Source organism: Herbaspirillum sp. Her3, assembly GCF_057961275.1.
Genome location: NZ_CM176328.1, coordinates 576,385 through 602,781, shown reverse-complemented (window position 1 = coordinate 602,781; position 26,397 = coordinate 576,385). Strand labels below are relative to the sequence as shown.

Here is a 26,397-nt window from a genome sequence, read left to right as displayed (position 1 = left end):
ACTGGTACGGTCAAAATAAATGCGGTGGCTAACCCCTTCTCTGCGGCTCGGCGGCATGAATGAATACGTTGTAGGTATCGGCTGGACGATGACCACCCGCCAAATCAAGTGCATGGCCAATCGCGCCGCGATGGTAGGTTCCATGATTGATCAGGTGGAATATGGCTTCTTCACGGCTGAGCCTGCCGCGTTTCCCATCCACAAACGTGAAAGCAATGTTTTCCTTCAAGCTGGTCGGCGTGAGGCTCCTGGCGTAGGGCAGCAACCATTGGTTCGCCGCCATCAGCCTGGCATCCAGCTCGGCCAATTCCGGCAGGTGCTCGGTATTGGTTGAGTCATGTGGGTCATCAAGTCCCCGTAATCTGGCTTGAAACAATTCCTCAACGCGAACCATGTGGTTCAGTTGCTGGCGAGCGAAATCCAGCGCACTCTTGTGTTCTGATTGAGTGAGCTGAGCTACTGCATCTAGAATGCGTCGGTCCGACCAGCTCTTGTATTCCAGGGGCTTGATAAAGTCCATTTGCAAACTCCTCCGTAGCGCTGAACGATACATCAAAAGGTGCGCATATGCTCAGAGCGATTTGGTCAGCGCAAACGTCGCGTAGACGTTTGCGCAATAACCGGCAATCCTGCAAAGCTCTCCCGCCCCTGGGTCGCCAAAATCGATGAGCTGTGCGAGGTGCTCGTAGTCGCGGACAAACTTGGACAGGCGTGAGATGAACACAACGAATTCATTCCGCTCGGCTGAAGCTTCTGCCCGGGAAGATGAGTTTCACGGCTGCCTATAGTGCCGAAGTGAAGATTTTTAGGAGGCCAGACCTTCCCCGGCGCCCGCGCACAGGTTGACGAAAAAAGAAAATAAATGTATTTTGTCAACCCAAAGGAGCCACCCATGATTAGCACTCGAATCCAACGCGCCAGACTGCTGCGCGGCCTGAGTCTGGAGGCCCTTGCTCAGTGCATGGGGGACATTTCCAAGCAGGCGTTGAGCAAGTTTGAGAAGGGAAACGCTTTACCCAACTCAACCCGCATCCTCCAGCTCGCCAAAGCACTCAACGTGAAACCCGAATATTTCTTCCGGGCTGACACGACTGAGCTCGCTCCGGTCGAATTCCGCAAACTATCCAAAATGCCGAAGCGTGACCAGCAGGTGGTCATTGAACAGGCCCGCGACCACCTGGAACGATACATCGCGTTGGAGCAGGTTTTCGCTTCCATCCACAAGAATGCAAAGCCTGCTGCTGCAGGCTCAATACGCGTCAACAGTCGCGACGACGCAGAAGCTGCCGCATCCCATTTGCGCGAAGAGTGGCGCCTTGGAAATGATGCCATTGCGAACTTGACTGAATTGCTTGAGGAGCACGGTATCAAGGTAGCGCTGCTTGAAGGGGTGGATGATTTTGATGGTGCCTGTGTCGCAACCAAGGATGAACAACATGTCCTGGTCGCCTTGAATCGGCATCGCCCTGGAGAGCGCCAGCGATTCACTGCCGCGCATGAGTTGGGCCACTGGATCATGGCATTACCGGATGACATGCCTGAAAAAGAGAAAGAGATGTGCTGCCACCGCTTTGCCGGGGCCTTGCTTTACCCCAAGGAGCGCGTTGAATCCGACTTTGGAGAACGCAGGCGAAGTGTCCTGTTGCAAGAATTATTGATTGCAAAGCGCGGGTATGGCGTTTCCATGCAGGTGGCACTACGCCGATTGAAAGACCTCCACATCATTGACGATGCCGGCTACACCTCCCTGAACATTGATATCGCAAGACGAGGATGGAAAACGTCAGAGCCAGAGGCTATGCCTTGCGAAAATCCTCTCCGGTTCTCGTCCCTGGTCTACCGAGGTCTGGCCGAAGGTTTGATCACGATTTCTCGCGCTGCCGAACTTCTGCAGCAGCCGATTTCTGCCGTTGAAAACGCTAATCCTTTGGCCATGGAGGGCTGATGGCAAAGGTATATGTTTCCGATACAAATATCTGGATAGATTTCCACCATGCCTCGCTTCTCAAAGAACTCTTCAAGCTCCCGTTCTCTTTATGCTGCACGGAATTCGTCGCCTTTGAACTGGATGAGCCCGACCTAACCCCTTTAATAAAACTCGGGCTGATCATTGAACCTCTCAGCGGCGAGGAGATTCAAGAACTGGGACAACTCACTCGGCAGCACAACAAACCCTCTCTTGCAGACATGTCTTGTTATTACCTGGCGAGGGAGAGACAGATGCCTTTGCTGACGGGAGACGGACAATTAAGGGCATTGGCCAAAGGCGAATCTGTGCAGGTTCACGGGGCACTCTGGCTTCTGGACCAGCTCGTCGCGCACCAGCTAATCGCCACCAACCGCGCCGCAGCGGCTCTTCAAACGATGTTGGACAACAACGCCCGTCTGCCAGCAGCAGAGTGTCGTAGCCGGTTTGAACATTGGAAGTAATGAACTCCGGAATTCCAGACTTCAGTTGGGGCACGGGATTCACCACGACCAAGCGATAAAGTAATGGTCTCCTCAGAATACGCAACAGCTAACGCGATCTACTGCCCGAAGCTGTCAGCCAGGATCGATTTCAGGTCTGCATTAAAGCGCGCCGATTCCTCAATAAACGGTGCGTGTCCTGAATCAGGATAGACAATACTGCGCACATTGGAATTCAACTGTCGCGCCCGAGCTAGGGTGGGCTCTGTCTTCACCAGCGCATCTTTGCCACCATAAAGGAACAGCATCGGAATGCGGGCACGGCCAATACCTTCTGAGGCGAAGACACTCATCGATTGAACCGCCTTTTGCATGGGCCATGAAGCCATGGAAGCATTTGCAAGAAGCCGCGCGAAGGTAGTCTCGTCAGGCTTCTTGTTGAAGCAAAGCGCCAGGAAGGTCCTCTCGCCATCCAGATGTGTTTTCAGATTGGGAGAAATCATGTCTTTGTAGACCTGCGGGTGCGAGACAATCTGGTCTGCGTTCAACTCGACCACACCATCAACGTACACTGCACCTTTAAGCTTTGCGTCGGTATAGGTCGCCAGGTAATTGGAAATCACGACGCCGCCCAGAGACCATCCGACCAAGACAGCGCCTTCTGCATGTGCAGCTTCAATGACGGCGGCCAGGTCCGCTGCCCAGATGCGCCCATCCTTGTAGACGTCCTCCGAGTCCGGCTTCCCGGATTGGCCATGCCCGCGCAGGTCATACGAGATGAGACGATATTTCGCCAGCGCACTATCCGAGAATTGCAGCTCCCAGTTCAAGTGGCTGCCCAGCAGGCCGTGAATGAATATGACGGGTGGCCCATTGGGATTACCTCCCTCCTGGATGGCCAGGACAACGCCGTCTGATGACACCGCCGAATATTCTTTCAGACCCGATTGCGCCCATGCCTGGCCGGACATGGCGAGGTACAGCATGAGGATGGAAAGTAATCGATAAAAATGTTGAGCAAGCATGTTGAACTCCGAAGTGGTTTAGACTCGGAAGTTTCAACCCTGCCACCGATGTGAGGGTCAAGCATTTTTTTGAGGTGAAGCCGATGACCAGGCAACCGCGCGACAAATCTCTTTCCATTGGCGAACTGGCCAAGATGACGGGTGCCAGCATCCGGGCTATCCGTCACTACGATGAGCAAGGTCTTCTGGCATCCTCACGGTTGGACAACGGTTACCGGGTTTTTGCTGAACTGGCGGTGACTCAGGTAAAGCAGCTGCGCCGTTTCATCGATGCTGGCTTCAACCTGGATGAGATCAAGAATTTCCCTGAATGCATGCTGATCATCGATGGCGCACTAGCCTGCCCTGAGACCAAAGGCGCACAACGAGCACGCCTTGTCGCCATCGACAAGCAAATTACGGAATTGGAACATCGTCGCTTACGGCTTCGCGCCATGCTGGAAGACCTTCACGGCGAGCAAGAACCGCCTCATAGATAGACGCTATTGAACAATTTTGTCATAATGTTTTCTCTTCAGGCCAATTTGCCGCATCTTCCATCCCGGGCTCCACAAAGCCATATGTCGCGCATTGCAATCATCGACCGAACCGTTACGCCCCGGGACATCGACAGCGTTTCTCGCCCGGTCGTGGCCTTGAGTACCACATCGGTAACAAAGGACTGGGAAAACGCCAGGCACCAGCATCGCAAGGCGCAGCTGATCTATTCCGTGCGCGGCATCCTGAACTGCGAAATCGAAGACGGTGTTTGGATCGTCCCTCCGCAATGCGCCATATGGATACCCGGTGACTTGCCGCATGCAGCCCGGGGCGCTGGTGAAACGGAATGCTACTGCCTGTTCGTCGAGCCCAACGCCGCACCCGATCTTCCGACAAGCTGTTGCACGATTTCGGTATCACCCTTGCTGCGCGAGTTGCTGCTCAAGGCGGCCGGTTTTCCTGAGTTGTACGCACTGGGGGGGCGTGAAGAAAGGTTGATTGCCGCGCTGCTTGATGAACTGGTGGAGGCTCCGGTAGAGGACCTGCATCTGCCCATGCCGCGCGACCCTCGCTTGCGCCGCCTCGTAGAAATGATGCTGGCTGATCCCTCCGACAAGACCTCGAAGGGCGATTGGGCTACACGCATTGGCATGAGCGAACGCAGCATGAGCCGTCTCCTGCTACACGAAATCGGGATGAGCTTCGGACGCTGGCGACGCCAGTTGCACGTGATCCTTGCGCTTCAACGCTTGACCAAGGGTGAAAGCGTGCAAACGGTGGCATTGGAGCTGGGATATGAAAACGCCAGCGGATTCATCACCATGTTCCGCAAGGCGGCGGGGAAATCTCCCGCGCGCTACCTTTCGGAACGCACGGGGGGGACCGAGCAGGCGTCGGTGCCAGGCATCATGATCCCGGATGAATTCCCGTCCTGAACAGATCAGGCTCTCTCGGCCGGCATCTCCGGGTGGCTTGCACGGCCGGGTATGCTCACGCGGGGAAGTGCCGGCATTTGGAACACGTTGTGGTGACAATGAAAACTGGCTCTTCAACAAGCGCGAAACCCTCCTGAAATGCCAGCGACTGCAAGTGCTTGTGCAATACAGGGGCGTCAATGAAAACAAGACGCGCACCACAATGACAGCGCAGCGTGACGTATTGATCCTTTGACGCCTGCGGTTTGATCGCATAGAAAGCACGCCCGCGTGCGCCTGCCGTACGAACCAGCAGCCCGGCAGTCCACAGATCGTTCAGCGCCCGGTAGACCGATCCCTGCGCGAGACTATCGAACTGTGTGCTGAGGAGGTGATATATCTGGCTGGCATCGAGACAACTGGGGGCCGCCTTCTCCAACGTACCCAACACGCCGGTACGCGCAATCGTGGGACGCAAGCCACTCATTTCCAGGCGTTGTTCCTGAGACGAAATCGGCAGTCCGCTCCCGCCACGACTTGTCACAACAGGCTTTCTCTTGTGTTTGCGCGACTGGGGCGTCTTGCTGCCGAATGGCGCAATCAGGTCACGGATACGACGCGATTCATCGTAGTGCTTCATAGTGTAGCTCCTTAGCAATGCCCGGCCTCCGTGATGTGCCACAACACGAAGCCGCATGGCGCATGACGAATACCGGCCAGGCGCGAGGTGACGTCACCACCTCGCCGGCATCCTTGCGCGCTGGCGCATGGTGGCTTATTCCCATCCGCCACCCAGCGCCTTGAATACGCTGACCTGTGCAGAACTTACACGTTGGTCGGCCGCTGCTACCTGCGATTTCGCGTCAATCAGGCTGGTCTGGGCGACGATCACGTCAAGGTAGCTGATCGATCCGACGCGGTAGCGCTGGTCTGCCAACTGGAAAGCCTTGTCAGCGCGATCACGTGCGTCGATCAATGCCTGGCGCTGCTGCATGGCCGCGCCATATGCGTTCAGGGACTGCTCGGACTCCTTGAGCGCATTGAGCACTACGCCATCGAAGCTGGCCAATGACGCTGCGGCTTGGGCCTTGGCCTGCGCGATACGGCTACGCACCACCATCGTGTTGGGAAAGCTCCAGGAAATCAGCGGTCCCAGGGAATACGACCAGGTACGATTGCCGCTCAGAGAATCATCGCGCAAATAACTGGCCGAAGCGCCCAGCGTGACCCGCGGATAGAGGTCGGCCACAGCCACGCCAATACGCGCTGTATCGGCGGCCAGCTGGCGCTCGGCCTGGCGCAGGTCCGGGCGGCGCCGCAGCAGCGCAGTGCCGTCGCCGATAGGCAGCGCACCTGCCACTTCCGGCGCCTTGGTGCAGGCACGCGCAGACTCAGGCACCTGCGACGGCGTGCGCCCCATCAGCGCGGCCAGTTCGAACAGCGCGGCCTCCCGCTGGTTTTGCAGCGGCGGCAACGCCGCCTGTGCCTGTGCGAGGGTCACGCCGGCCCGCTCCACATCCAGCAGCGAAGCCGCCCCTGCGTGCTCCTGGCGTCTGACCAGATCCAGGCTGCGCTGAGCCAGTGCAATGGACGCCTGCGCAACCTGCATGGATTCACCATAGTTACAGGCATCCAGGTAGGCCTTCGTGGTGTCGGCGACGACGACCACCTTCGCGGCATCATGGGCAGCGGCAACTGCCTCGGCATTGTCGCGGGCGGCCTCGGTATCGCGTCTTACCCGGCCAAACAGGTCGACTTCGTAGGAGATATCGATGCCACCGTTGTAGCTCAACTGCGTGGGTGCCTGACCGACTCCCGTCCACGTGGTCTGATCCCGGCCATAGCTGGGGCCGGCCGACAAGCTGGTCGAGGGATAGAGGCCGCCGCGCGCCTCCTTGTAGACGGCCCGTGCACGGTCGAGGTTGGCCAGTGTGACGCGCAGATTGGTATTGGCCGACAACGCTAGCTGCACAAGCTGGTCGAGCGCGGGGTCGTTGTACAGCTTCCACCAGTGCGCGGGCAGCGGCGCCGCAGTGTCTGTATCGGCCGGCTTGGTCACGAAGCTACCTGCTACGACGTTCGGCAGGGCCGGTGGATGATAGTCCGGTCCGGTGGTGCAGCCCGCGTTGGCGATGGCAGCGACTATCGCAATCAAGACAACGCGTCGAGAGACAAATGGCGACGCACCGGAAGCATTGGACATGATAGGGGTCAGTTTAGAGTGCGACATCAGGTGCCTCCGCAGTAGACAGTTCGCGGGCGCGCTCGCTTTGCGCTGATGCACGGTGATCTTTGGCGATAAAGCTGTAGATGGTGGGCAGCACAAACAGCGTGAAGAAGGTACCGATCATCATGCCCATCACCACCACGATGCCAATGGAGAAGCGGCTGGCCGAGCCCGCGCCGTTTGCAAACAGCAAGGGCACCAGGCCTGCGACCATCGCCGCAGTGGTCATCAACACCGGACGCATCCGCACGGCAGCAGCCTTCTCGATTGCCTCGATGCGGCTGAGGTTTTCGTGATGCTGGATATGGTTCGCAAAAGTGACCATCAGGATGCCATGCTTGGAGATGAGCCCGATCAGCGTGACCAGTCCGATCTGGGTATAGATGTTGAGCGTGGCATAGCCTAGCCAGAGCGGCACGAGCGCGCCGCAGACCGCCAGCGGGACGGTCACCAGGATCACCAGCGGATCACGCAAGCTTTCAAACTGCGCCGCCAGCACCAGGAAGATGACCACCAGCGCGAAGCAGAACGACACCAGCAACCGGTTGCCTTCCTGGACGAACTGGCGGCTGTCACTAAGCCAGTCCACACTGGTGCCAGACGGCAGTGGCTGCGATTGCAGGAAGGCAACCGCTTCGCCCATGCTCACGCCGGGCGCTGGCAGCAGTTCCAGCGTGGTCGAGTTCATCTGATTGAATTGCGCGAGCTGGTTCGCCTGCGGCCGCATTTCCACATGGATCACGGTGGCCAGCGGTACCATTGCACCGGTGCTTGCCTTGACGTAGAAGCGCCCGATATCTTCCGGCGTCATGCGTTCGCTACCACGTACCTGGGGAATGACGTCGTAAGAGCGGTCATGGAAGTTAAAGCGGTTGACGTAGTTTTCGCCGACCAGCACGGCCAGTGTGTCAGCGATAGACTGCATGGTCAGGCCCATCTGGCTGGCTTTGGCGTTGTCGATGGTGATATGGGCCTGCGGGCTGTTGTAAGACAGGTCGTTCTGGGCGTAGAGGAACAAGCCGCTGGCATAGGCCGCATTCTTGATCTTCTCACCGGTTTCATAGAGCGTCTTGAAATCATCGGGTGAACGCAACACCATCTGCACCGGCAAGCCACCGCTGGAGCCGGGCAGCGGCGGCAATTGCACGGCAGTCAGGGTCTCGCCGTCGATGGCGCCGCCGGCTGCCTGAATCTGGCCCTGGATGTCAGTCGCAGATCGCTTGCGTTCAGACCAATCCTTCAGGATCGCGCCCCCGATCATCATGTTCTGGCCACCGGCATAGTCACCGATGTTCATGAAGCTGCTGTCGAATTCCGGGATCGACTCGAACAGCTTCTCGATCTGTTGGGCATAGCGGGCCGTGTAGCCTACCCCGGCATATTGCGGTGCCTTGGTGACGACGATGATGGCACCCTGGTCTTCGGTGGGGGCCAATTCGCGACGGGTACCGGCAAACAACACCACGATGGCGACCAGCACGACTGCGCCGACCAGCAGGACCGCGCCGCGAGCGGCCAGTGTGTGTGCAAGGATGCGCTGATAGATTGCCGTCAGCACTTCCATGGAGCGTTCGATCCGCTTGGCCAGTTGGCCCTCACCTTGTCTGGAACTGAGCAGCATCGAGCTCATGACCGGCGAGAGCGTCAGTGCAACTACTCCCGAGACGATCACCGAGCCTGCCAGAGTGAAGGAGAACTCCTTGAACAGTGCGCCGGTGAGCCCGCCCATCAAGCCGATGGGGGCGTAGACCGCTGCCAGCGTGATGGTCATTGCGATCACCGGTCCGACGATTTCACGCGCACCGAGCAACGCCGCACGCACAGGTGAAAGACCTTCCTCGATGTGGCGATGGATGTTCTCCACCACGACGATGGCATCGTCCACCACCAGGCCGATGGCCAGGACCATGGCCAGCAGTGTCAGCAGGTTGATCGAGAATCCGCAGGCCAGCATCAGTGCCGCCGTGCCGACCAGGGACAACGGGATGGTGACCACCGGGATGATGACCGCGCGGAATGTACCGAGAAACAGGAATATCACCACGATCACGATCGCGATGGCTTCGACCAGCGTATGTTGCACTTCCTCGATGGAGGCGTTGACGAAACGTGCCACGTCGTAATTGGGCGCCACCGTCAGTCCCGGAGGCGCCATGGCCCGGATCTTGGGCAACAGTGCATTGGCGCGCTTGACGATCTCGAGAGGATTGCCATCAGGCGCAGGCTGAAGGGCAACGAAGATGGCGGGCACGCCGCTGGCGAACGAAAGATTGTTGTAGTTCTGGCCGCCGACCTCGATGGTGGCCACATCCGACAGCCGCACAACGCCGGCCGCCGGGCTGGACTTGACGACCATCTGGCGGAAGTCGTCCACGCTGCGCAAGTCGGTGGCCGCGCTGATATTGGTCACCGTCAAGGAACTCTTGAGCTGGCCCGGAGCTGACTGGACGTTATTGGCACGCAGCGCGGCCGATATCTCCCCGGCCGAGAGGCCATGCGCGGCCAATCGCAACGGGTCGATCCAGATGCGCATGGCCAAGGCCTGTCCTCCGAAGACATCGGCCGAGGCCACGCCGGGAATGCTGGTCAGCAAGGGTTGCGCCACCCGGGAGGCAAAATCCGTCACCTGCGGGATCGACAGGGTCTTGCTGTAGAAGGCGATGTACTGGACCGCTGTGCCACCTTCGGTGGACTTGCTGATGACGGGATCGGTCACTCCCGCCGGCAACTGATACTTGACCTGCTGTACCTTCGCGAGGATTTCGGTCATTGTGCGATCGGCATTGGCATTGAGTACGAGGCGCGCCTTGATCTCGCTTCTGCCCTGCTTGGTGGTCGAACTGAGGTATTCAATACCGCTGGCCGTCGCGATGGACTGCGAAATCGGCGTGGTGACAAAGCCCTGCATCACGTCCTGGGTCGCCCCCGGAAGCGTGGTGCTGATCGTGATGGTGGCGTTTTCCAGATAGGGATACTGCCGTACGGGCAGCAGGAACACTGCGGTGGCGCCCATCAGCAGGATCAACAAGCTCACCACCAGCGCCAGGATAGGTCGTCGAATGAAGATGTCGGTGAAATGCATGGTGCCGTCCCTTACTTTGCGCCAGCGGTGGACGCGGCCGCCGCAGGAACATTGATCTTCACCACGGCACCGGGTGGCAGGCGGTTCTGACCGGCCATCACCACGATGTCGCCGGCCTTGACGCCCTGGGTCACCAGGACTCCCTCATCGAGCCGCTGGCCGGTCACGACCGGTACCGCGACCGCCTTGCCGACGCCCTGCGCGTCAGCCCCGCGCACGAGCACCACGCTGTCGCCTGATGCGGATGTCTGGATCGCTGTCAAGGGCAACACGATGCCATCCTCCACGGCAGGCAAGTCCACGCGTGCAGTCGCGTACATCCCTGACTTCAGGAGCCGGTCGGCATTGGGCACGACGGCCTGCACGACCACGTTACGGGTTTCACCGTCGATGCGCGGTTCGATACTGCTGATCTTGCCGGTGAATATCCGGCCCGGCACAGCGTCTACGGAGACCTGCACCGATGCGCCTGCCGTGAGCCTGGACAAGTCCTGCTGGGGAAGCTGGAAGTTCACGTAAAGCGGGTCGGCCTGGGTCAGTGTGGCGATCGCATCGCCGGCATTGAGATACTGGCCTGGATTGACATGCCGGATGCCGATCTGGCCGGAGAACGGCGCCCGTATATTCTTCTGCTCGATACGCGCGTCCAGCTGCCTGACGGCGGCGACGGCCTGATCAGCGTCTGCCTGACGTTGCTCCAGCAATTCACGCGACTCGGCGCCGGCAGGAGACAGTTCTCGCGAGCGTCGCAGCTGGAGCTGGGCGAAATCGGACTTGGCCACTGCCGCGGCGCGATCCGCCTGTTCGGGAGCGTCATAGAGCTCGACCAGCAAGCTGCCCTGCTTGACCGTCTGGCCGGACTCGAAATGGATGGCGGTCACACGGCCGGATGTGTCCGGGGCCAACTGCACTTCCCGCACGGCTTGCAAACTGGCGACAGCCTGCAAGTTTTCGGGCACGGCACGAGCTTCGGCGCGGATCGTAGAAACCGGCAGCGGGGGCATGGCGTAGGGTTCAGCACCATCGCTGCGCAAGGAACGCACGGCATACAGCGCGCCGAAGACCACCACGAGGCCGACGACGCTGATAGCGATGGGCCTGACCCGGAATGTAGCGGCGGTAGTCATGTGTTCACCCCGGCGACCAACAGTGCTAAAGACGAGTGGGATCGACTGGGGAGCGTCGATGGACGAAGGCGAGGTAGGGGCATCAGATGGTTTCCTGGAGAGAACAAGTGCTTGTACGGCCGGCTCAGTGCCCCGGTTTAGGGCATGGCGAACCACGGTCAGGCGTAGCGTACCCACGCCAGAAAACATCCACATTGCGAAATTAAGTCAATATATTTCTCAATTCGGCCATCAAACGACAATTCTCCTGATTGGCCTGATCGAATAACAATCTGGCCCACTTTCGCTATTTTTGCTCGCTGCCTCCATTGTTTAATACAGCGTTCAAATAAAAATGATTATCGTTTATGTGCTATCTCAATGCTGTTTCAAAATCCCGTGGATCAATCGATCTGCGCGTTCATCCCATCGCCTATCCGCTTCCTGACAGGCCACATCTCGGCGCGGTCCGCCGCACGGTATTGAGCTCGGCAGTAGCGGCAGCCGTTCTCATCAGTGCCCAGGGGGCATTTGCCGCCGACTCATCGCAAGTGCAGAGCACGCCTGATGCACCGTCTCAAAAAAACGCAGCCTTGCCCGCCATCACCGTAACGAGCCACGCGGATACGGCAACCACCGAAGGTACCGGCTCCTACACCACTGGCGAGACGGCGGCGGCGACGCGCCTGCCGCTGTCGCTGCAGCAAACGCCACAAGCGGTCACGGTGGTCACGCGCCAGCGCATGGACGACCAGCAATTGAATTCCGTGCAGAGCGTGCTGGATAACACCACGGGGATCAGCTCTTACCAGTCCGACAGTGAGCGGACAAGCTTCTATTCACGCGGCTTCCTGATCAACAATATCCAGTACGACGGCATCCCCACTGTCGTGGGCAACACCGTCAACGGCAGCGGGATCAGTGCCATCGATACCTCGTTCTATGATCGTGTCGAGGTAGTGCGCGGCGCGTCCGCATTGCTGACCGGGACCGGTACGCCCTCGGCGGCCATCAACCTGGTGCGCAAGCGTCCAACCCAGGACTTCTCGGCCTCCGCCTCGATCAGTGAAGGGAGCTGGGACACCCACCGGGCGACGGCCGACATCTCCACTCCCTTGACCTCGGATGGCCGCATCCGCGCACGCGTGGTCGCCACCGATCAAGAGGCGCACTCCTACATCAATGGCTACGAGCCGGACAAGAAGTCGTTCTACGGCATCATCGAAGCCGACCTGACCCGCAACACCACGGTCAGCCTGGGCTTTGATTACCAGGACCTCACCTCCACCGGCTCCACCTGGGGCGGTCTTCCGCTGTGGTACAGCAACGGAGCGCAGGCCAGTTATTCGCCCTCTCAGAGCTACGGGCAGGACTGGAGCCATTGGGACAACATCTACAAGACCGCGTTTGCTGAGCTCGATCACCGCTTTGACAATGGCTGGAAGCTCCGTGCCATCGCCAACCAGTACCGCACCGAATACAACGCCCAACTGGCCGGCCTGGTGGGCCGCCCCGATCAGGCGACAGGACTGGGCTTCTATCCCAACGGGGCTTATCCGGTCGCGCTGGCCTCCGAAGGTAGCAGCCGTCAAAATACTTTCGATGTGATGGTGAACGGTCCCTTTGAACTGCTGGGTCGCCAACACGAACTGGTGGTGGGTGCCACGACGTCGCGGCGCTCTTCCGGCGAGAACGATATCGCACCGTTTTATGCCGGCTTCACCCCAGTCGATATCTATGACCTGAATACCCCCTTCCCCAGCCCCAACTTCGCGGCAATGCCGTCGACGCCGAGCTACACCGAGATCAAGCAGACCGGCGTCTATAGCGCCGCCCGTTTCTCACTGACGGACCCGCTGAAACTCATCGTCGGCGGTCGCCTGACCACCTATGAAATCGACGACATCGCCAGCGGCACGGCGATGCACTACAAGAAGAGCAATGAGTTCACGCCCTATGCGGGCCTGATCTACGACATCAACAAGATCTATTCGGCCTACGTCAGCTACACGGGCATCTTCAATCCGCAGACGGACTACCAGGACAGCAAGGGCAACGTGCTCACCCCGGCCACCGGAAAGACGGCGGAAGTCGGTCTCAAAGGCGCGTACCTGGGTGGGCGTCTGAATGCATCGGTGGCCTTGTTCGAGACCAGACTGGACAATGCCGCGCAGATCGTCCCCGGCACCTTTACGCCAGGCGGCGCCCAGGCCTACACGGGTGTGGATGGCACCAAGTCACGCGGTATCGAAGTGGATCTGCAGGGCGAGCTGGCAAGTGGCTGGAACATCTACGCAGGCCTGTCCCACTTCACGGCGCAGGATGGCGACGGCGTACGCCTGAATTCGCAGATACCGCGCACCACGGCGCAGCTCTTCACGACCTACCAGTTGCCCGGAGCGTGGAGCCAGCTGACGGTGGGCGGCGGTGTGAAATGGCAGAGCAGCTTCTACGAGGCAGCCAATACCGGCACCAGTACGCTGGGCGGCGAACAAGGTGCTTACGCCCTGGGCTCTCTGATGGCGCGTTATGCCTTCTCGAAGAAAACCACCCTGACGGTCAATGTCAACAACTTGTTCAACAAGACGTATGCCTTGCAGAAGGGCGATTTCGATACCGTGACGTATGGTGCACCACGCAACATGATGGCGACGCTTGATTTCAAGTATTGATTCCCGCCCACACCCCGCACTTCATCAAGGAGATAAGGTTCATGTCCCAACAGTCCACCCTCTCCGCCGCCCCTCATGAGGCGGCGCGCAATCCCAACAAGCCCTCCTTGTACTGGTTGACCACGGCCATTGGTACCGTGCTCTTCGTGACTTTCCAGTTGTTCTTCTACGTCAACGACTTTGTGAGAGCGCACGGAGCAACACCGGCCATCACCTTCGAGACCAATCTCCTGTGGATGTTCTCCGCGTACTACGGTTGCTGGATCGTCACGGTGCTGCTCGCACTGCAAGGCAGCCGCAAGGCGCAGTGGCTGACCCTGATCCTCGGCAGCCTGCTCGTCATCCTCAATACCCTGGGCGGAATTGCCGACGGATTGCGCGATGGCTGGCACATTGTCTTGTCGGCTGTGCTCTTCATCTCATTGCCAGGCGTGTTCGCCATTGCGGTCACCTGGCGTCACCTCAAACGCAAAGGAAACGGCCATGCCGATCAATAGTTCCAACTTCCCTCTTGTCTGGATGAACCTTACGCAAGAACCCGGACATGATCACCATGAGGACTTCGCAGAATTCGAAGCCAATTTGAAACGCGGGGAGCCCTTCGTGCTCTTGACCGATACCGCACCCGCTGAAGACCATGAGCATTCACCGGAAGAAAAGAAACGCACCGCGCTCTGGATGAAGAAGCACAAGCTTGCACTGCGAAAGCTGGTGCTGGCCATGATCGTGATCGAGCCCAGTTCGGCAAAACGGCTTGGATTCAAGGCTTTTTCGGTAGTCTTTGCCAAGTTCTGGGGCTACCCTCTGCTTCTTGCTGCATCGCGCTTGCAGGCAGAAGAAATGGCAAGAGAACTGCTCGCCGGCAACGGAAAGTCTTCGGACTGATAACGGACGCCATCTCGCTCATGCCGCTCCCTTGCAGGCTGTGCGGGTGTCTAATGGCGACCAACGAGAACCTCAATGACAGGGGAGTTCGCTTGCGTACAGATGAAACTGCTCAGGCAGCGTTCGAGGCGCAGGGGAAGTCCCCGGGCACATCAAGCTTCCGAAGAAGGAGCAATAGACTGGCCCCCAACTCCCGGCCGAACACAGCTGTGGCCTGACTGTACCTTTGTACGAGGCTTGCGAGTCCTTGCAAAGGTAAAATCCTGCAATTCAAAAACGAAGAGCAGGCCGAGGCGCTCGCCTGGAACAGCCATGACATCCCGCACCAGCTTCCCCGGCCAAGCCACGGCATCAGGCGCACCCTGCAAACCGAAGCAGCTTGGCATGTTCTGGCGCTTTCTCTTTACCTTGTTCCTTTCCTCGATTGTCGGGATGGAGCTCAACGTCCTCGGTGTAACGCTCTACGAAGAACACACGCTGATCCAGCGTCTCGAATCTCAGGAATTCGCGGCTGACCTTCAGAAGGAAGCGCTTGCCCACCGCGAGACATTCGAGGCGGCAAGGCGCAATCCCGAGCTTTGCCCACGGGTGCTCAATTCCATGATGGTCAACAGTCGCTTCCTCACGTTCTTCTCTGACAAGGGCCCCAATTCGGCACGGAAGATGCTCAACGAGGGCAGGCTTTCCATGGAGCTGACCAGCAAGGGCGAGCCTGTGTGCCGCTATCCCGCTGTCAGGGAGGCCAAGACTTCCGCGCCACCTGCCTTCCGTTTTTCGGCCGGCATCGCCTCTGCCGGCGGCACGCCGGCCGAAGTGACGCTGACGGTACGGCCACTTCGCTCTCCCGAATTGCTTTGGGAAACCAACAAGGGCATCCCCTGGAACTTCTTCGTGTTCTTCATGGTGGTCCTGAACGTCTGTTGCGCCTTTACGCTGGCACCGATCCTGGTCCGCAGGATCAAGAAAGCCGAAGTCGTCGCGCGAGGCTGGACCCAGGGCGACATGCAAGCGCGCATCGCCGACACGCGCAACGATGAATTTGGCAGCCTGGTGCGCTCTTTCAACACAATGGCGGACTCGTTTGAAGGCGTCATCCGCACGGAGCAGGAACTGGCCGCAGCGCAAGAGCGCAACCGGCTGGCGCGGGACCTGCATGACACCGCCAAGCAGCGCGCCTTTGCGCTGAACCTGCAGCTGACCGCACTGAATGCACTTCGCGGCAGCAACCCCGCCGAAGCAGAGAAGCTGATCGCCAGTGCGCTGTCCCTGGTGCATCATCTCCAGAGCGACCTGTCGAACGTGATCAAGCGCCTGTCGGCGTCGACCGTGGTCGAGCTGGGTACGCGCGAAGTCCTGCGCCAGGAGCTCCAGAGCCTGTTTCAAGGTTCGGGCATCGGCTGGGACGTCCACATCCCCGAGGCGATTGACGCCTTGCTCAAGCAAGCCAATGCAGTGGCCCAGCAACTGCTGCTGATCGTGATCGAAGCGGCCGCCAATGTGCTCAAGCATTCCGAGGCGAGCACGTTTTCCGTGGCCTTGTTCCAGGACAAGCAGGGCTACGTGCTGCTGCTGGAAGATGATGGGAAAGGTTTCGACGTCAACCAGACTCCCGCGACCGGCATGGGGCTGGCCAGCATGAAACTGAGGGCGCGAGGTCTTCCGGACGGAGACTTCGTGGTGACGAAGCTGGAAGACGGTAGAGTGCAGATTGCCGTCCACTTCACGATCCGAGGCAAGCCATGAAACCCACCGTCCTGCTGGTCGATGACCATGCCGTCGTCAGAGAAGGCCTCGCCAGCCTGCTGTCCATTGGCAACCGCTTCGACAGGATATTGCAGGCCAGCGAAGGCTCGCTGGCTGTTGCCATGGCAGCGCAGTCGCCGGTTGACATCATCGTGATCGACCTGTGCATGCCTGGGATGTCCGGAACAGAGGCCATTGCAAGGCTGCGCGAACTCACCCCCTGCCCACGGATCGTTGTGCTGACCTCCTCCGAGGATGAGTCGCTGGCGCTGTCAGCGCTGAAGGCCGGGGCGCAGTCGTACCTGGTGAAGTCGATGTCCGGCGACGAGATCCTGGCGGCGCTGGACCGGATCATGCACGGGGAAGAAGTGATCCATCCGTCGGTCAGCCATTCCATCCTGCGCATGACCTTGCGCAACAAGGAAATGCAGAACCCATTCGAACTGCTGACCCCGCGCGAACTGCACGTGCTCACCGAACTGGCCAACGGCGCCAGCAATGCGCGCATCGCGCTGGCACTCAATATCACGGAGCGCACGGTCAAGTCCCATATCGGCAATGTGCTGTCGAAACTCCATCTCGGCGACCGGACCGAAGCCGTGGCCTTTGCCTGGCGCCACGGCCTGATGAAGCAATAGCGCCCGGAGCGCGCGCCTCATACCAAAGTACAGTAAGGACATGGGCGCTTGGTACGATTCGAGGAGCCGACAGACTCCGTACACTTCGTGATGGCCAAGGGCGGCGTCGATGATCCTCTCCAGCCCGCAGACCTCGGGGAAGCCTGCACCGCCGGCTTTCATCTACCGAATGATTGAATCGAAACACACCAACATGAAAAAATTAGCACTGGCAGTTATCTTGATCGCACTGGCTCCGCCATTCATTCCTGCCAGCGCATATGCGCAGGAGGCGGACACGAGCGATACGCTGCACTACAACCTCGGGCTGGGCGTGATGAGCGGCCCCAAATATCCGGGGGCCAGCGACACGAAGATCAAGGCGCTGCCGGTGCTGGGCGCCTCGTACGGCAGGTTCTTTGCCGGTGCGGTTGACGGCGATAGTTCTGTGCCCTTCGGTGTGGGCTACAACTTCATCCAGGAAAAGAACTGGCGAGCCGGAGTCGCCGTCGGCTATGACCTCTACAGCCCGCGCAAGGAATCCGACGATTCGGCCAAGCTGCACGGCCTGGGCGATATCGATCGCGCCGGCCACCTGACGGCCTTCACCAGGTATTCGCTCAGGAACGGCCTCTCGCTATCGGGATCGGCCACCGTATCTAGCCAGGGACAAGGCTTGCAGGTCAAGGCTGGCGCGGACTACACCTATGTCCTCACCCCCAAGCTCTCCATCAAGGCCGGGCCCAGCGTGACATGGGCAAACGGCAAATCCAACCAGACCTTCTACGGCATCAACGCCGAGCAGAGCGCAAGCTCCGGCAAGAGCCAGTACACGCCTTCTTCCGGATTCACCGATTACACCCTGTCGGTGAGCGGCCGCTACGTGTTGTCACCGGCCTGGAGCATCGGCGCGCGGGCCGGCATTTCCTATCTGCCGAGCACGGTGAACGACAGTCCGATCGTGGATGAGAAGACCACGACCAGTGTGGCGATCTTTACTGCCTATCGCTTCTGAGTAGCAGGCTTTCTTTGACGCGCGCTCCGGAATGACAAGGCAAGGCTATGTTTCGAAAGGGATGGCGCCCCGGGCGCCATCCCTTAGAGAGTCCTGCCAAGAAACGCGGTGATTGCCTCGAAAGGAATTTTTTCAGAACGGTCATAAAGATCGGTATGAATGGCATCCTTGACGATCAGAAGCTCCTTGGGCTCTGCAGCTGCCTTGTAAGCATCTTCACTGAAATAACGCGAGTGTGCTTTTTCGCCGGCGATCAGCAGGATCGGACGCGGTGAGATGGCGCTGATGTAGGTCAGCATGGGCATGTTCATGAACGACAGCGGCATGGTACCGGTGAATGCTCCGCCAGAGTTCAGCGAGCGCTTGTGAAAGCCGCGCGGAGTGCGGTAGTAGTCGAAGTACATGCGCACGACAGGATCGGTCACATCATCGAGCTTGTCCGGCAGAAAGCTGGGGCCGGCGGAAGGCTGCCCTTGCCCCGCATCCACCCAGCGCTGCAGGTTGATCTGCGTGAGCATCTGGTTGCGAGATTGAGGACTGAGTTTGTCGTAGTAGCCCTTGGCCATCAGGCGCGAGATGTCGTACATGCTGGCGGCCACCACCACTTTGATACGTGTATCCACCGCCGCCGCATTGAGCGCAAACCCGCCGCCTCCGCATATGCCGATCACGCCGATGCGTTGACGATCCACGTTCGGTAGCAGGCCAAGGTAATCGACAGCGGCGCTGACATCCTCCGTATTGATCTCCGGCGAGGCAAGGTTGCGGGGTTCGCCACCGCTTTCACCGGTATAGGATCGATCAAATGCGATAGTGACATAGCCGCGCTCAGCCATCGCCTGCGCGTAGAAGCCTGAGACCTGTTCTTTCACGGAGCCGAAAGGACCATCCACAACCAGTGCGGCAAGGCGGGGCGTGCCATGGTCTTTGGGCAGGTATATGTCGGCCGCCAGCGTAATGCCATATCGGTTCTTGAAACTGACCTTGTGATGTTCGACCCGTTTGCTCCGGGGAAAAGTTTTGTCCCAGCCCGGGCTCAATTGCACCACCTTGCTCTGTGGTCCAGCAGGTTCTGCTTGCGCACAGACGGATTGAACCAGCAGCAAGACACTGGCCAGACCGACGGCCACACTGCGAAGAGCAACAACGATGCAACGGCGGCGGACGACAAGGGGGACCAGCCTGACGCCATGGCCCGGGTTAGAGGTACAAACTGAAAGCGATGTGGTAGACATAAGGCTCTCCGATCAATGGTGTCTGTTGAGTTTCTGCGGGACTTTTGCGGCCATCCTGGCACGATGCCCTGGTTACGAGTAGTTGTTGGGTCACGCGCCTCCAAGGCGCAGGTCATCTGTGCAAGAAAAAGGGTGGGGATCGGCCACGCGATTGCTTCAACCCAGCGCGGCACGCGCCTGGGTCTGCCACTGCTGCCATTCATCCAGACGTTGTGCATACTCCGCCTGCATCATCGTCAGGAGGTCGCCGAAGAATGCGCGTAGCGGCGGATTTTCGGCATCGACCAGTTCCAGCAGGGCTGCCGCCGAAGCCTCGGGCTTGCCCGGCGTCTGGGCGCGCCACATGCCAAGCACTTTCTGACGCACACCGTCGTACGCGGAATTGGGTGCCGCTTGAATCGCTGAGCCGCTTGCCCAGTCGGTGGCAAACGCGGTGGGCTCGATGAGCGTGACCTTGATACCGAGATCGCGCACTTCCGCGGCCAGTGCCTGGCTCATGCCTTCGAGCGCCCATTTCGAGGCGTTGTAGATGCCGAACAAGGGGAAGGCAGTGACGCCGCCGATGGTCGAGATTTGCACGATGTGCCCGCTACCCTGTGCACGTAGAAGAGGCAGTGCAGCCTGAGTCACCCACAATGCCCCGAAAAAGTTCGTCTCGAACTGATCGCGAGCTTGTTGCTCCGAGACTTCTTCCACCATCCCGAATAATCCGTAGCCAGCGTTGTTGACCACAACGTCCAATTGCCCGAAGTGCGCGTATGCGGCAGCCACAGCGTGAAAGACGGCGTTGCGATCACGAACGTCCAGTTGCAGGGGCAATACCCGCTCGCCGAATTGCTCCACCAGCGTGGCCAGTGCGCGTATATCGCGCGCGGTCGCGACTACGCGGTCACCTCGCGCGAGGGCCGCTTCGGCCCATACCCGGCCAAAACCTTTGGAAGTACCAGTGATGAACCAGACCTTGGATGCTTGTGTCATGAATTGCGTCTCCATTGAAAAGAATTGAGCAGGCGAACGCCGGCAACACTTACTGCCCGGACTGCAGGATCGACGCAATGGCCTCGTCAATCGTTGTTTGACCGCGACGGCGCGTGTCGGGGGCGCCTTCAAACGCAAGCCAACCTTCGTTGGTGCCGTCCAGCGACTCAATCCACGCCTCGGGGTGATTGATGCCGATGCGGCGGAAGCCGCTGCCCCAGGTCTCGCGTGGTACGGCTTGAGCGCGTACCTCTTTGCACAAACCACGCGCAAAGGCTTCAGCCAGACGGTTGGGGGAAATCGGCTCGGGGCCTTCAAGCTCGACGATGCGCGACCCGTTCCACTCTTGCATGAGCAGTTGGGCTGCCACGCGTCCGACGTCCTTGGTGGATACCATGGGAATGGCTTGATCGAGCGGCTGAAGATGGGAATGGATCACACCGTTCGCTCGCGCCGTGGGCAGGTCCCATTCGTGGTTCTCCATGTACCAGGCTGCCCGGAGGATAGTAACGGGCAGTTCCAGATTGGCCAGTACCCGCTCGAGATAGCCCAGTTCATTAAACAGATTTGGCCGCTGCACCTGGGCTCCATACGTGGATAGCACAACCACTTTGGAAGGGCGCGATTGCAGAATGGCTTTGCGGATGGAGTTCGCACGTGCGTGTCCCTCCGTCAAGCCCGGTGCCTGATCGAACGCTGGCGGCAGCATCACGAAGGCGCCTTGGACTGCTTCGAATGCAGCGGCGAGCGATTGGGCGTCGTCAATGTTGGCCACCTTTACCTCGCAGCCGATTTGCTGCCAGCGCGTTCCTTTTGCGCTATCCCGAACGATGGCACGGACCTGTTGCCCGGCATTCAAGATGTTTTACGCGACCGCACCACCGACGCGGCCTGAAATTCCCATAATTGCGTACATATCACTCTCCGATAAGGCGTTTTGCCGAGTTTTGATGTGATGGATGTTCGCACTGGACTTCCATTGATTAAAGGGCCTTAGTGTCCCTAGAATATGGACTTTTAGTCCGTAATTGCCATGACTGATACCACCACTTTTGACAGCCGCCTTCTTTCTGGCGTAAGCGTCCTCATGGCCGTAGTTGAGGCAGGCACGATGACGCGCGCATCGGAGGGACTCGGCTTGACCCCATCCGGTGTGGGCCGTGCCATTGCTCGCCTGGAAAGCCGGGTGGGTGTCCGGCTTCTCCATCGCACGACACGATCCCTGCGCCTGACCGATGAAGGGCTCCGGTTTTATGAGCAGGTAGTACCGCACCTGGAAGGGATTCAACAGGCGGCGCTGGAGGTAGCAGGAGCGGCACATACCGTACGCGGGCGCCTGCGGGTCAATGTGGCGCCCGTCTTTTCCCAAACGGTGCTTGCGCACCGGATCGGAGAATTCTTGGCGTTGTATCCGGAATTGCGAATCGAACTGATCATGCGCGACGCGATCGGTGATCTGGTCGCCGACGGCTTTGACATGGCACTGCGCTTTGGTCCGCCGCCAGAAGGCTCGCTGGTCGTGCGCAAGCTTACCGAGATGCGCGTGATCACCACGGCAACACCTGACTATTTGCAGCGCAGAGGTCGGCCTGCACATCCCTCGGAGCTCTCCCGGCACGACACGATCGATTTCTGGGATCCCGTGAGTTGCCGCCCCTATGCCTGGGTTTTCAAGCGCAAAAAGGAATCGCTGCCAGTCAAGGTGAATGCACGGATGATGACCTCCGATGCTGTGACGATGCTCAATGCCTGCAGGGCTGGCACCGGCATCTGCCAGATACTGCCTATCGGGGCCCAGCACCTGTTTGACTGCGGCGAGTTGGTCGATCTGTTTCCCGACTGGCCTGGTGAAGTATTTCCCTTATATGCAATCTACCCTTCCCGTCGGCAGCGAGCAGCCAAAGTCCAGGCATTTGTGCAGTTCGTCGAGCGGCTATTGCAGGATCCATCTTCGGAGCAAATGGCAGGATGGAGTTAGGAATATCGGATCGATGACGCGGACGCCATCGGTCGCGCCGTTTCTCACCCGCCTCCCCTGAGGGGAGACCTTCTTGAAGAGCCGCGTGCGCTCCTGGATGTGCGCTGGCGCAGACGATTGCCTGCTCAGTCAGATCGTTGGATATACCCCACGATGCGATCCATGCTCGCCCCCGACCTGCGCAGAGACAATCCAGACAACAGCCATACATCAATGGCGCAACAACGGAGAAGACATGTCCAGAAAAAGTAGTTGACCACGGAGAATGATCGTTCTACTATGCTGAGAACGATCATTCTCCACCCAAAATCATCATGGACACTTTCGACGACGCGTCTCTCGTTTCCCGCCTGCTGGCGGCCACGGAAAAGCTCATTTATTCGGGCGGCATTCACGCCACCGGCATGGACGCCATCGTCAAGGCATCCGGCGTGGCGCGACGCAGTATCTACAAGTTGTACCCAACCAAGGAAGAGTTGGTGGCTGCCGCTCTGCTGGCCAGGGACCAGCGCTGGATGTCGTGGTTCATTGATGCGACGTCGCAGACAAGCCAGCCGCTCAAGCGGCTGGCAGCCATATTCCCGGCGCTGCGCCAGTGGTTCGAGAGCGAAGACTTCCATGGTTGCGCGTTCATCAACGCCGCCGGTGAGCTGGGAAAGACCCATCCCGACATCGGCGCGGTCTCGGTGCTGCACAAGCAGCGCCTGCTTTCCTATCTGCGCGAGCTGACCAGTGCGTCCGGCTTGCCCGATCCTGATGAGATCGCAAATTATTTTCTGATTCTGATCGACGGCGCAACAGCAGTTGCAATGGTCACCGGTGATGCGAGTGCCGCCGATAGCGCTGGCAGGGCGGCCGCCCTGCTTTTATCGAGCCTGCAGCAACAAGCAGGGTCACATTCTCCTAACCGTTGAGGTCATATCATGTCATCCACTACCGAAGTTCGTCCTCCCCTTCCCCCGTTCACCCGCGAGTCTGCCATCGAGAAGGTACGCCTCGCTGAAGATGGATGGAACACCCGCGACGCGGCCAAGGTGTCTCTGGCCTACAGCCTGGACACCCGCTGGCGCAACCGCGCCGAGTTCGCCAATGGCCGCGACGAAGCGCGTGCCTTCCTTGAACGCAAGTGGGCCAAGGAACTGGAGTACCGTCTCATCAAGGAATTGTGGGCCTTTACCGGAAACCGCATCGGCGTGCGCTATGCCTATGAATGGCGCGACGACTCCGGCAACTGGTTCCGCTCCTACGGCAACGAGAACTGGGAATTCAATGAAGACGGGCTGATGGTCAACCGCTACGCCTGCATCAATGACCGCCCCATCCAGGAAAGCGAGCGTCTGTTCCGCTGGCCGCTGGGACGCCGTCCCGACGATCATCCGGGCCTTTCTGATCTGGGACTCTGATCACGTCTTGCGCGGCAGGTTGCGTGGTCAGGCAGAGCTAACTGCCCACGCAGCTCAGTGGCCCGGCATCGCGTTGAACCGAGGCAGGCACGTCGCCGGCAGCAGCTGGCGTCGTGGTGCTCAAGCCAGTCACCGTGCTGATCGCGCTACTGATGTACGTACTGAATACGCTGCGGTCGGCGCTGACCTTATCCGCACTTTGATTGCCGCCATCGTAGTTGCCTTCGCAATCGCGCCCCAATACCGACAAGCAGGCGCTGGACAAACTACCGGCGTTGCCGGACAGGGGCGCAAAGATCAGATCCCGGGTGCTTTTATTGCTGCTGCTATGGTAGATCGGGAAGAAATTCTCATCGTGCAAAAAGTAGTTACCCTCTACCACCAACAGCACATTGGGTGAAGAGGCTATGCCGATGTGCGAGTTGCCAGAGTAGTAGTTGTTGACGACGTGGACCAGACCGCCGTAGCCGCTGTTGGTCGGCGTCTCCACTTGGGGCGCACGGCCCGAGGTGTTGTAGAACCAGTTATTCGCGATGGTGGCGCTGACCGTACTGGTGTCGATCAGCAGGTTCCAGTAATGGCGTCCGTCGCAGTAATGTCCATAGTCACTGGTGCCGTCGAATTTGTTGTTGCTCACCTTCAGATTGGTAACGGAGCCCGTTCCCGCAGCGATGAATTGCCGGCCCACACGGGCGAAATAGTTATGGTCGATCCAGATGTTGGAAGCGTTGTTGATCTGGATCGCATCTCCTGCCCAGATGACGCCCTCGTTGATGTCGCTGAAGTGCAGATTGCGCACCACCACGTTGCGCTGGTTCCATATGGCGATTCCCTTGCCCTTGATGCCGGAACTCGCGCCTATCCCGATGAGGGTCTTGTTGGAGCCGACCTTCAAAGGTGTCGCAGCGGCCGTATCGTAGTCGACATTGATCAACTGCCTGCCGGCGCAATAGTTCATCGCGTTCTGAAGGATACGTTCCTGTCTGCCATGGATGCTGCAGCTATTCTCGGAATAGACGCAGCCATTGGCATTTCCCCGGGTCACTCCTGCACTCCCGGTGAAATCAATCACCCCGTTGATGCGAATGATGCGTGCGCTATCGCCTGCCAACGCACTGCTTAAATCGGCCAGGGCAGTGCTGCTGCTTGCATCGATGGTGACATCATTGGCTGTGTTCAAGGCACTGATCCCGCCAGAAATGATGCTGGTGTCAACACCTTGAGTTGTTGCACTGACCTGGCAGAGCGGATTGCCGGCTACGGAACTGCCGGTCCATGCGACGGCATACGTAAAAGCAAGCAGGAAAAATACGTTAATGGCGAATCTCTCGCCATCAAAATTAAAATCCATATTTACTATTTTTCAGGTCGCGCTTGCCAGAGCCAGGACAAAGCTTAGTTTCAATAAAGAGGACACGATTCCAATTCCACCACAATCAGGGCTTTGTTGCGATCACCGTTGGAAAGAGGCCTCTGCGATCGTCCACAAAGCGGATGCCGGTAAATCCGGCACGCTCCAGCTGCGCCGCAGTTTGGGCATGCGTGCGCAACGCATTCCAGTTTGCCCTGATGACACGGGCAAACAATACGTATTGCAAAGCCAATGCCTGCGGATCCATTGCCGCCATGTTCCAGGGAGACTCACTCGACAGTGAGGGCGGCGGGGTAAGAAAACTGCTGACCAACACACCGCCGGACTTCAGGGCGCGGAAGAAGGCGCCATACAGTGCAGTCACGCGCTCATCGTCAGGCTCATAGATGTTGAGGCCATTGCTGGCAAGGACATCAAATTCCCCCTCCGATCCGGACTTCCAGGCATCCTGCTGCCGCAAGGCGAGGCGGTCGGCGAGTCCGCGCTGCGTTGCCAGCGCCAATGCACCCTCGAGCGCTAGCTGGTCGAGATCGACCCCGACCAGGGAAACATCGGGTGCCTGCGAATAATCCAATAGCAGCAACTCTCCCATCCAGCCGCACGGCACGGACCCCAAGCACATGTCTGGCCTGAGCAGCTGCTGCAGATGCTCTCTGAAAATGCCGAATCGCTCGCGCGTAGCCAGTGCCGCTGGCGACGCCTCGTAGATCCAGCGTTCAAGTTCAGACATATCGTACTGCTTGCCGGCACCGGGTACATAGGTCACAAGCTGATGCGTCCAATACGCATCCAGGCCACGATTGAGAAGCAGAAAACGGCCCAGTTCGAATTGCGAAAGCTGCTCCAGCAATTCGATCTGGCGGGCCACACTCGCCTGTGGCAGGTCGCCTTCCGCAACGAGCCTTGCCCGAGACGCTTGCAGCAATGCGTCCATGTCAGGTGATGATTCACATTGGTGGGAAATCAGGGAGGAAGGTGGCGTAGCAGTCATTGGGCCCTCATCAAGAATAGAAAAATCGTCCGCCCCGGATGGGAACAGCCCACGCTGAGCCAGACAGATCTCCACGGCTGTGGGGCGGCATCGGCCAGAACGATGGTGATGCGCAGGACTGGTTGGAGCGTCCGCAGACCGCATTCTACGACCTGGCCACGGGGGTCAACGGACTACCGGATACGGTGGGCAAGGTAACAGCAATGAATTAAATGGCGATGACGGCTTTGTAACATCAGTATCTGAAATGCATTCACCAAGGCCA

The 26,397-nt window shown here is 59.0% G+C and carries 24 protein-coding genes; 13 read left to right on the top strand and 11 right to left on the bottom strand.

Going from position 1 to position 26,397, the window contains the following annotated elements:
- Nucleotides 1-28 precede the first annotated feature (28 nt).
- Nucleotides 29-520, bottom strand: coding sequence for a DinB family protein (locus ACVC5H_RS02775; protein ID WP_489620899.1), 492 nt, complete (start codon nt 518-520; stop codon nt 29-31).
- Between the two features lie 372 nt (nt 521-892).
- Here ACVC5H_RS02775 and ACVC5H_RS02770 point away from each other — a divergent pair, with 372 nt between their 5' ends.
- Together ACVC5H_RS02770 and ACVC5H_RS02765 are read left to right on the top strand one after the other, a co-directional pair.
- On the top strand, nt 893-1,945 hold the full coding sequence (locus tag ACVC5H_RS02770; RefSeq protein WP_489620898.1) for a helix-turn-helix domain-containing protein: 1,053 nt from the start codon (nt 893-895) through the stop codon (nt 1,943-1,945).
- Complete coding sequence (locus ACVC5H_RS02765; RefSeq protein WP_489620897.1) at nt 1,945-2,430, top strand: PIN domain-containing protein; 486 nt, start codon at nt 1,945-1,947, stop codon at nt 2,428-2,430. Before ACVC5H_RS02770 ends, ACVC5H_RS02765 begins: the two co-directional genes overlap by 1 nt.
- Before the next feature lie 98 nt (nt 2,431-2,528).
- On the opposite strand, the gene ACVC5H_RS02760 is transcribed toward ACVC5H_RS02765, so the two are convergent.
- Complete coding sequence (locus ACVC5H_RS02760) at nt 2,529-3,434, bottom strand: alpha/beta fold hydrolase (RefSeq protein ID WP_489620896.1); 906 nt, start codon at nt 3,432-3,434, stop codon at nt 2,529-2,531.
- Nucleotides 3,435-3,517: 83 nt separating this feature from the next.
- Here ACVC5H_RS02760 and ACVC5H_RS02755 point away from each other — a divergent pair, with 83 nt between their 5' ends.
- Together ACVC5H_RS02755 and ACVC5H_RS02750 are read left to right on the top strand one after the other, a co-directional pair.
- Nucleotides 3,518-3,913, top strand: a complete 396-nt coding sequence (locus ACVC5H_RS02755; RefSeq protein ID WP_489620895.1) for a MerR family transcriptional regulator — start codon at nt 3,518-3,520, stop codon at nt 3,911-3,913.
- A gap of 81 nt (nt 3,914-3,994) precedes the next feature.
- Complete coding sequence (locus ACVC5H_RS02750) at nt 3,995-4,849, top strand: AraC family transcriptional regulator (RefSeq protein WP_489620894.1); 855 nt, start codon at nt 3,995-3,997, stop codon at nt 4,847-4,849.
- Nucleotides 4,850-4,904: 55 nt separating this feature from the next.
- On the opposite strand, the gene ACVC5H_RS02745 is transcribed toward ACVC5H_RS02750, so the two are convergent.
- The 4 genes from ACVC5H_RS02745 to ACVC5H_RS02730 all read right to left on the bottom strand — a co-directional run bounded on the left by ACVC5H_RS02745 (nt 4,905) and on the right by ACVC5H_RS02730 (nt 11,264).
- Nucleotides 4,905-5,468, bottom strand: a complete 564-nt coding sequence (locus ACVC5H_RS02745; RefSeq protein WP_489620893.1) for a Fur family transcriptional regulator — start codon at nt 5,466-5,468, stop codon at nt 4,905-4,907.
- Nucleotides 5,469-5,603: 135 nt separating this feature from the next.
- Nucleotides 5,604-6,983: an efflux transporter outer membrane subunit gene (locus ACVC5H_RS02740; protein ID WP_489620892.1), complete on the bottom strand. Its 1,380-nt coding sequence runs from the start codon at nt 6,981-6,983 to the stop codon at nt 5,604-5,606.
- 61 nt (nt 6,984-7,044) lie between these two features.
- Nucleotides 7,045-10,137, bottom strand: coding sequence for an efflux RND transporter permease subunit (locus ACVC5H_RS02735; protein WP_489620891.1), 3,093 nt, complete (start codon nt 10,135-10,137; stop codon nt 7,045-7,047).
- A gap of 11 nt (nt 10,138-10,148) precedes the next feature.
- Complete coding sequence (locus ACVC5H_RS02730) at nt 10,149-11,264, bottom strand: efflux RND transporter periplasmic adaptor subunit (RefSeq protein WP_489620890.1); 1,116 nt, start codon at nt 11,262-11,264, stop codon at nt 10,149-10,151.
- 572 nt (nt 11,265-11,836) lie between these two features.
- On the opposite strand from ACVC5H_RS02730, the gene ACVC5H_RS02725 reads away from it, so the two are divergent.
- From ACVC5H_RS02725 to ACVC5H_RS02700, 6 genes are all read left to right on the top strand, one after another.
- The gene (locus tag ACVC5H_RS02725) at nt 11,837-13,915 is read left to right on the top strand and encodes a TonB-dependent siderophore receptor (protein WP_489620889.1); all 2,079 of its coding nucleotides are present in this window, start codon (nt 11,837-11,839) and stop codon (nt 13,913-13,915) included.
- Nucleotides 13,916-13,956: 41 nt separating this feature from the next.
- On the top strand, nt 13,957-14,412 hold the full coding sequence (locus ACVC5H_RS02720; RefSeq protein ID WP_489620888.1) for a hypothetical protein: 456 nt from the start codon (nt 13,957-13,959) through the stop codon (nt 14,410-14,412).
- Entirely contained in the window at nt 14,399-14,800 is a 402-nt protein-coding gene (locus tag ACVC5H_RS02715; RefSeq protein WP_489620887.1) for a hypothetical protein, read from the top strand. The genes ACVC5H_RS02720 and ACVC5H_RS02715 overlap by 14 nt, the downstream gene beginning before the upstream one ends.
- A gap of 312 nt (nt 14,801-15,112) precedes the next feature.
- Complete coding sequence (locus ACVC5H_RS02710; protein WP_489620886.1) at nt 15,113-16,543, top strand: HAMP domain-containing sensor histidine kinase; 1,431 nt, start codon at nt 15,113-15,115, stop codon at nt 16,541-16,543.
- Nucleotides 16,540-17,181, top strand: a complete 642-nt coding sequence (locus ACVC5H_RS02705; protein WP_489620885.1) for a response regulator — start codon at nt 16,540-16,542, stop codon at nt 17,179-17,181. The genes ACVC5H_RS02710 and ACVC5H_RS02705 overlap by 4 nt, the downstream gene beginning before the upstream one ends.
- A gap of 220 nt (nt 17,182-17,401) precedes the next feature.
- On the top strand, nt 17,402-18,175 hold the full coding sequence (locus ACVC5H_RS02700; RefSeq protein WP_489620884.1) for a MipA/OmpV family protein: 774 nt from the start codon (nt 17,402-17,404) through the stop codon (nt 18,173-18,175).
- A gap of 83 nt (nt 18,176-18,258) precedes the next feature.
- Here the strand turns inward: ACVC5H_RS02700 and ACVC5H_RS02695 are convergent, their stop codons facing one another.
- From ACVC5H_RS02695 to ACVC5H_RS02685, 3 genes are all read right to left on the bottom strand, one after another.
- The gene (locus ACVC5H_RS02695) at nt 18,259-19,410 is read right to left on the bottom strand and encodes an alpha/beta hydrolase (RefSeq protein WP_489620883.1); all 1,152 of its coding nucleotides are present in this window, start codon (nt 19,408-19,410) and stop codon (nt 18,259-18,261) included.
- Nucleotides 19,411-19,566: 156 nt separating this feature from the next.
- Nucleotides 19,567-20,388, bottom strand: a complete 822-nt coding sequence (locus ACVC5H_RS02690) for an SDR family NAD(P)-dependent oxidoreductase (protein WP_489620882.1) — start codon at nt 20,386-20,388, stop codon at nt 19,567-19,569.
- A 49-nt stretch (nt 20,389-20,437) separates the two neighbouring features.
- Nucleotides 20,438-21,247 (bottom strand): NmrA family NAD(P)-binding protein, encoded by an 810-nt coding sequence (locus ACVC5H_RS02685; RefSeq protein WP_489620881.1) that lies wholly within the window; start codon nt 21,245-21,247, stop codon nt 20,438-20,440.
- 174 nt (nt 21,248-21,421) lie between these two features.
- On the opposite strand from ACVC5H_RS02685, the gene ACVC5H_RS02680 reads away from it, so the two are divergent.
- The 3 genes from ACVC5H_RS02680 to ACVC5H_RS02670 all read left to right on the top strand — a co-directional run bounded on the left by ACVC5H_RS02680 (nt 21,422) and on the right by ACVC5H_RS02670 (nt 23,769).
- Nucleotides 21,422-22,366 (top strand): LysR family transcriptional regulator, encoded by a 945-nt coding sequence (locus tag ACVC5H_RS02680; protein ID WP_489620880.1) that lies wholly within the window; start codon nt 21,422-21,424, stop codon nt 22,364-22,366.
- Between the two features lie 314 nt (nt 22,367-22,680).
- Complete coding sequence (locus tag ACVC5H_RS02675; protein ID WP_489620879.1) at nt 22,681-23,280, top strand: TetR/AcrR family transcriptional regulator; 600 nt, start codon at nt 22,681-22,683, stop codon at nt 23,278-23,280.
- Between the two features lie 9 nt (nt 23,281-23,289).
- Nucleotides 23,290-23,769, top strand: a complete 480-nt coding sequence (locus ACVC5H_RS02670) for a nuclear transport factor 2 family protein (protein ID WP_489620878.1) — start codon at nt 23,290-23,292, stop codon at nt 23,767-23,769.
- A gap of 37 nt (nt 23,770-23,806) precedes the next feature.
- Here the strand turns inward: ACVC5H_RS02670 and ACVC5H_RS02665 are convergent, their stop codons facing one another.
- Together ACVC5H_RS02665 and ACVC5H_RS02660 are read right to left on the bottom strand one after the other, a co-directional pair.
- Entirely contained in the window at nt 23,807-25,120 is a 1,314-nt protein-coding gene (locus tag ACVC5H_RS02665) for a polysaccharide lyase family 1 protein (protein ID WP_489620877.1), read from the bottom strand.
- Between the two features lie 85 nt (nt 25,121-25,205).
- Nucleotides 25,206-26,075 carry an SAM-dependent methyltransferase gene (locus ACVC5H_RS02660; protein ID WP_489620876.1) on the bottom strand — a complete coding sequence of 290 codons (870 nt, stop codon included), beginning with the start codon at nt 26,073-26,075 and terminating at the stop codon, nt 25,206-25,208.
- Nucleotides 26,076-26,397: the final 322 nt, after the last annotated feature.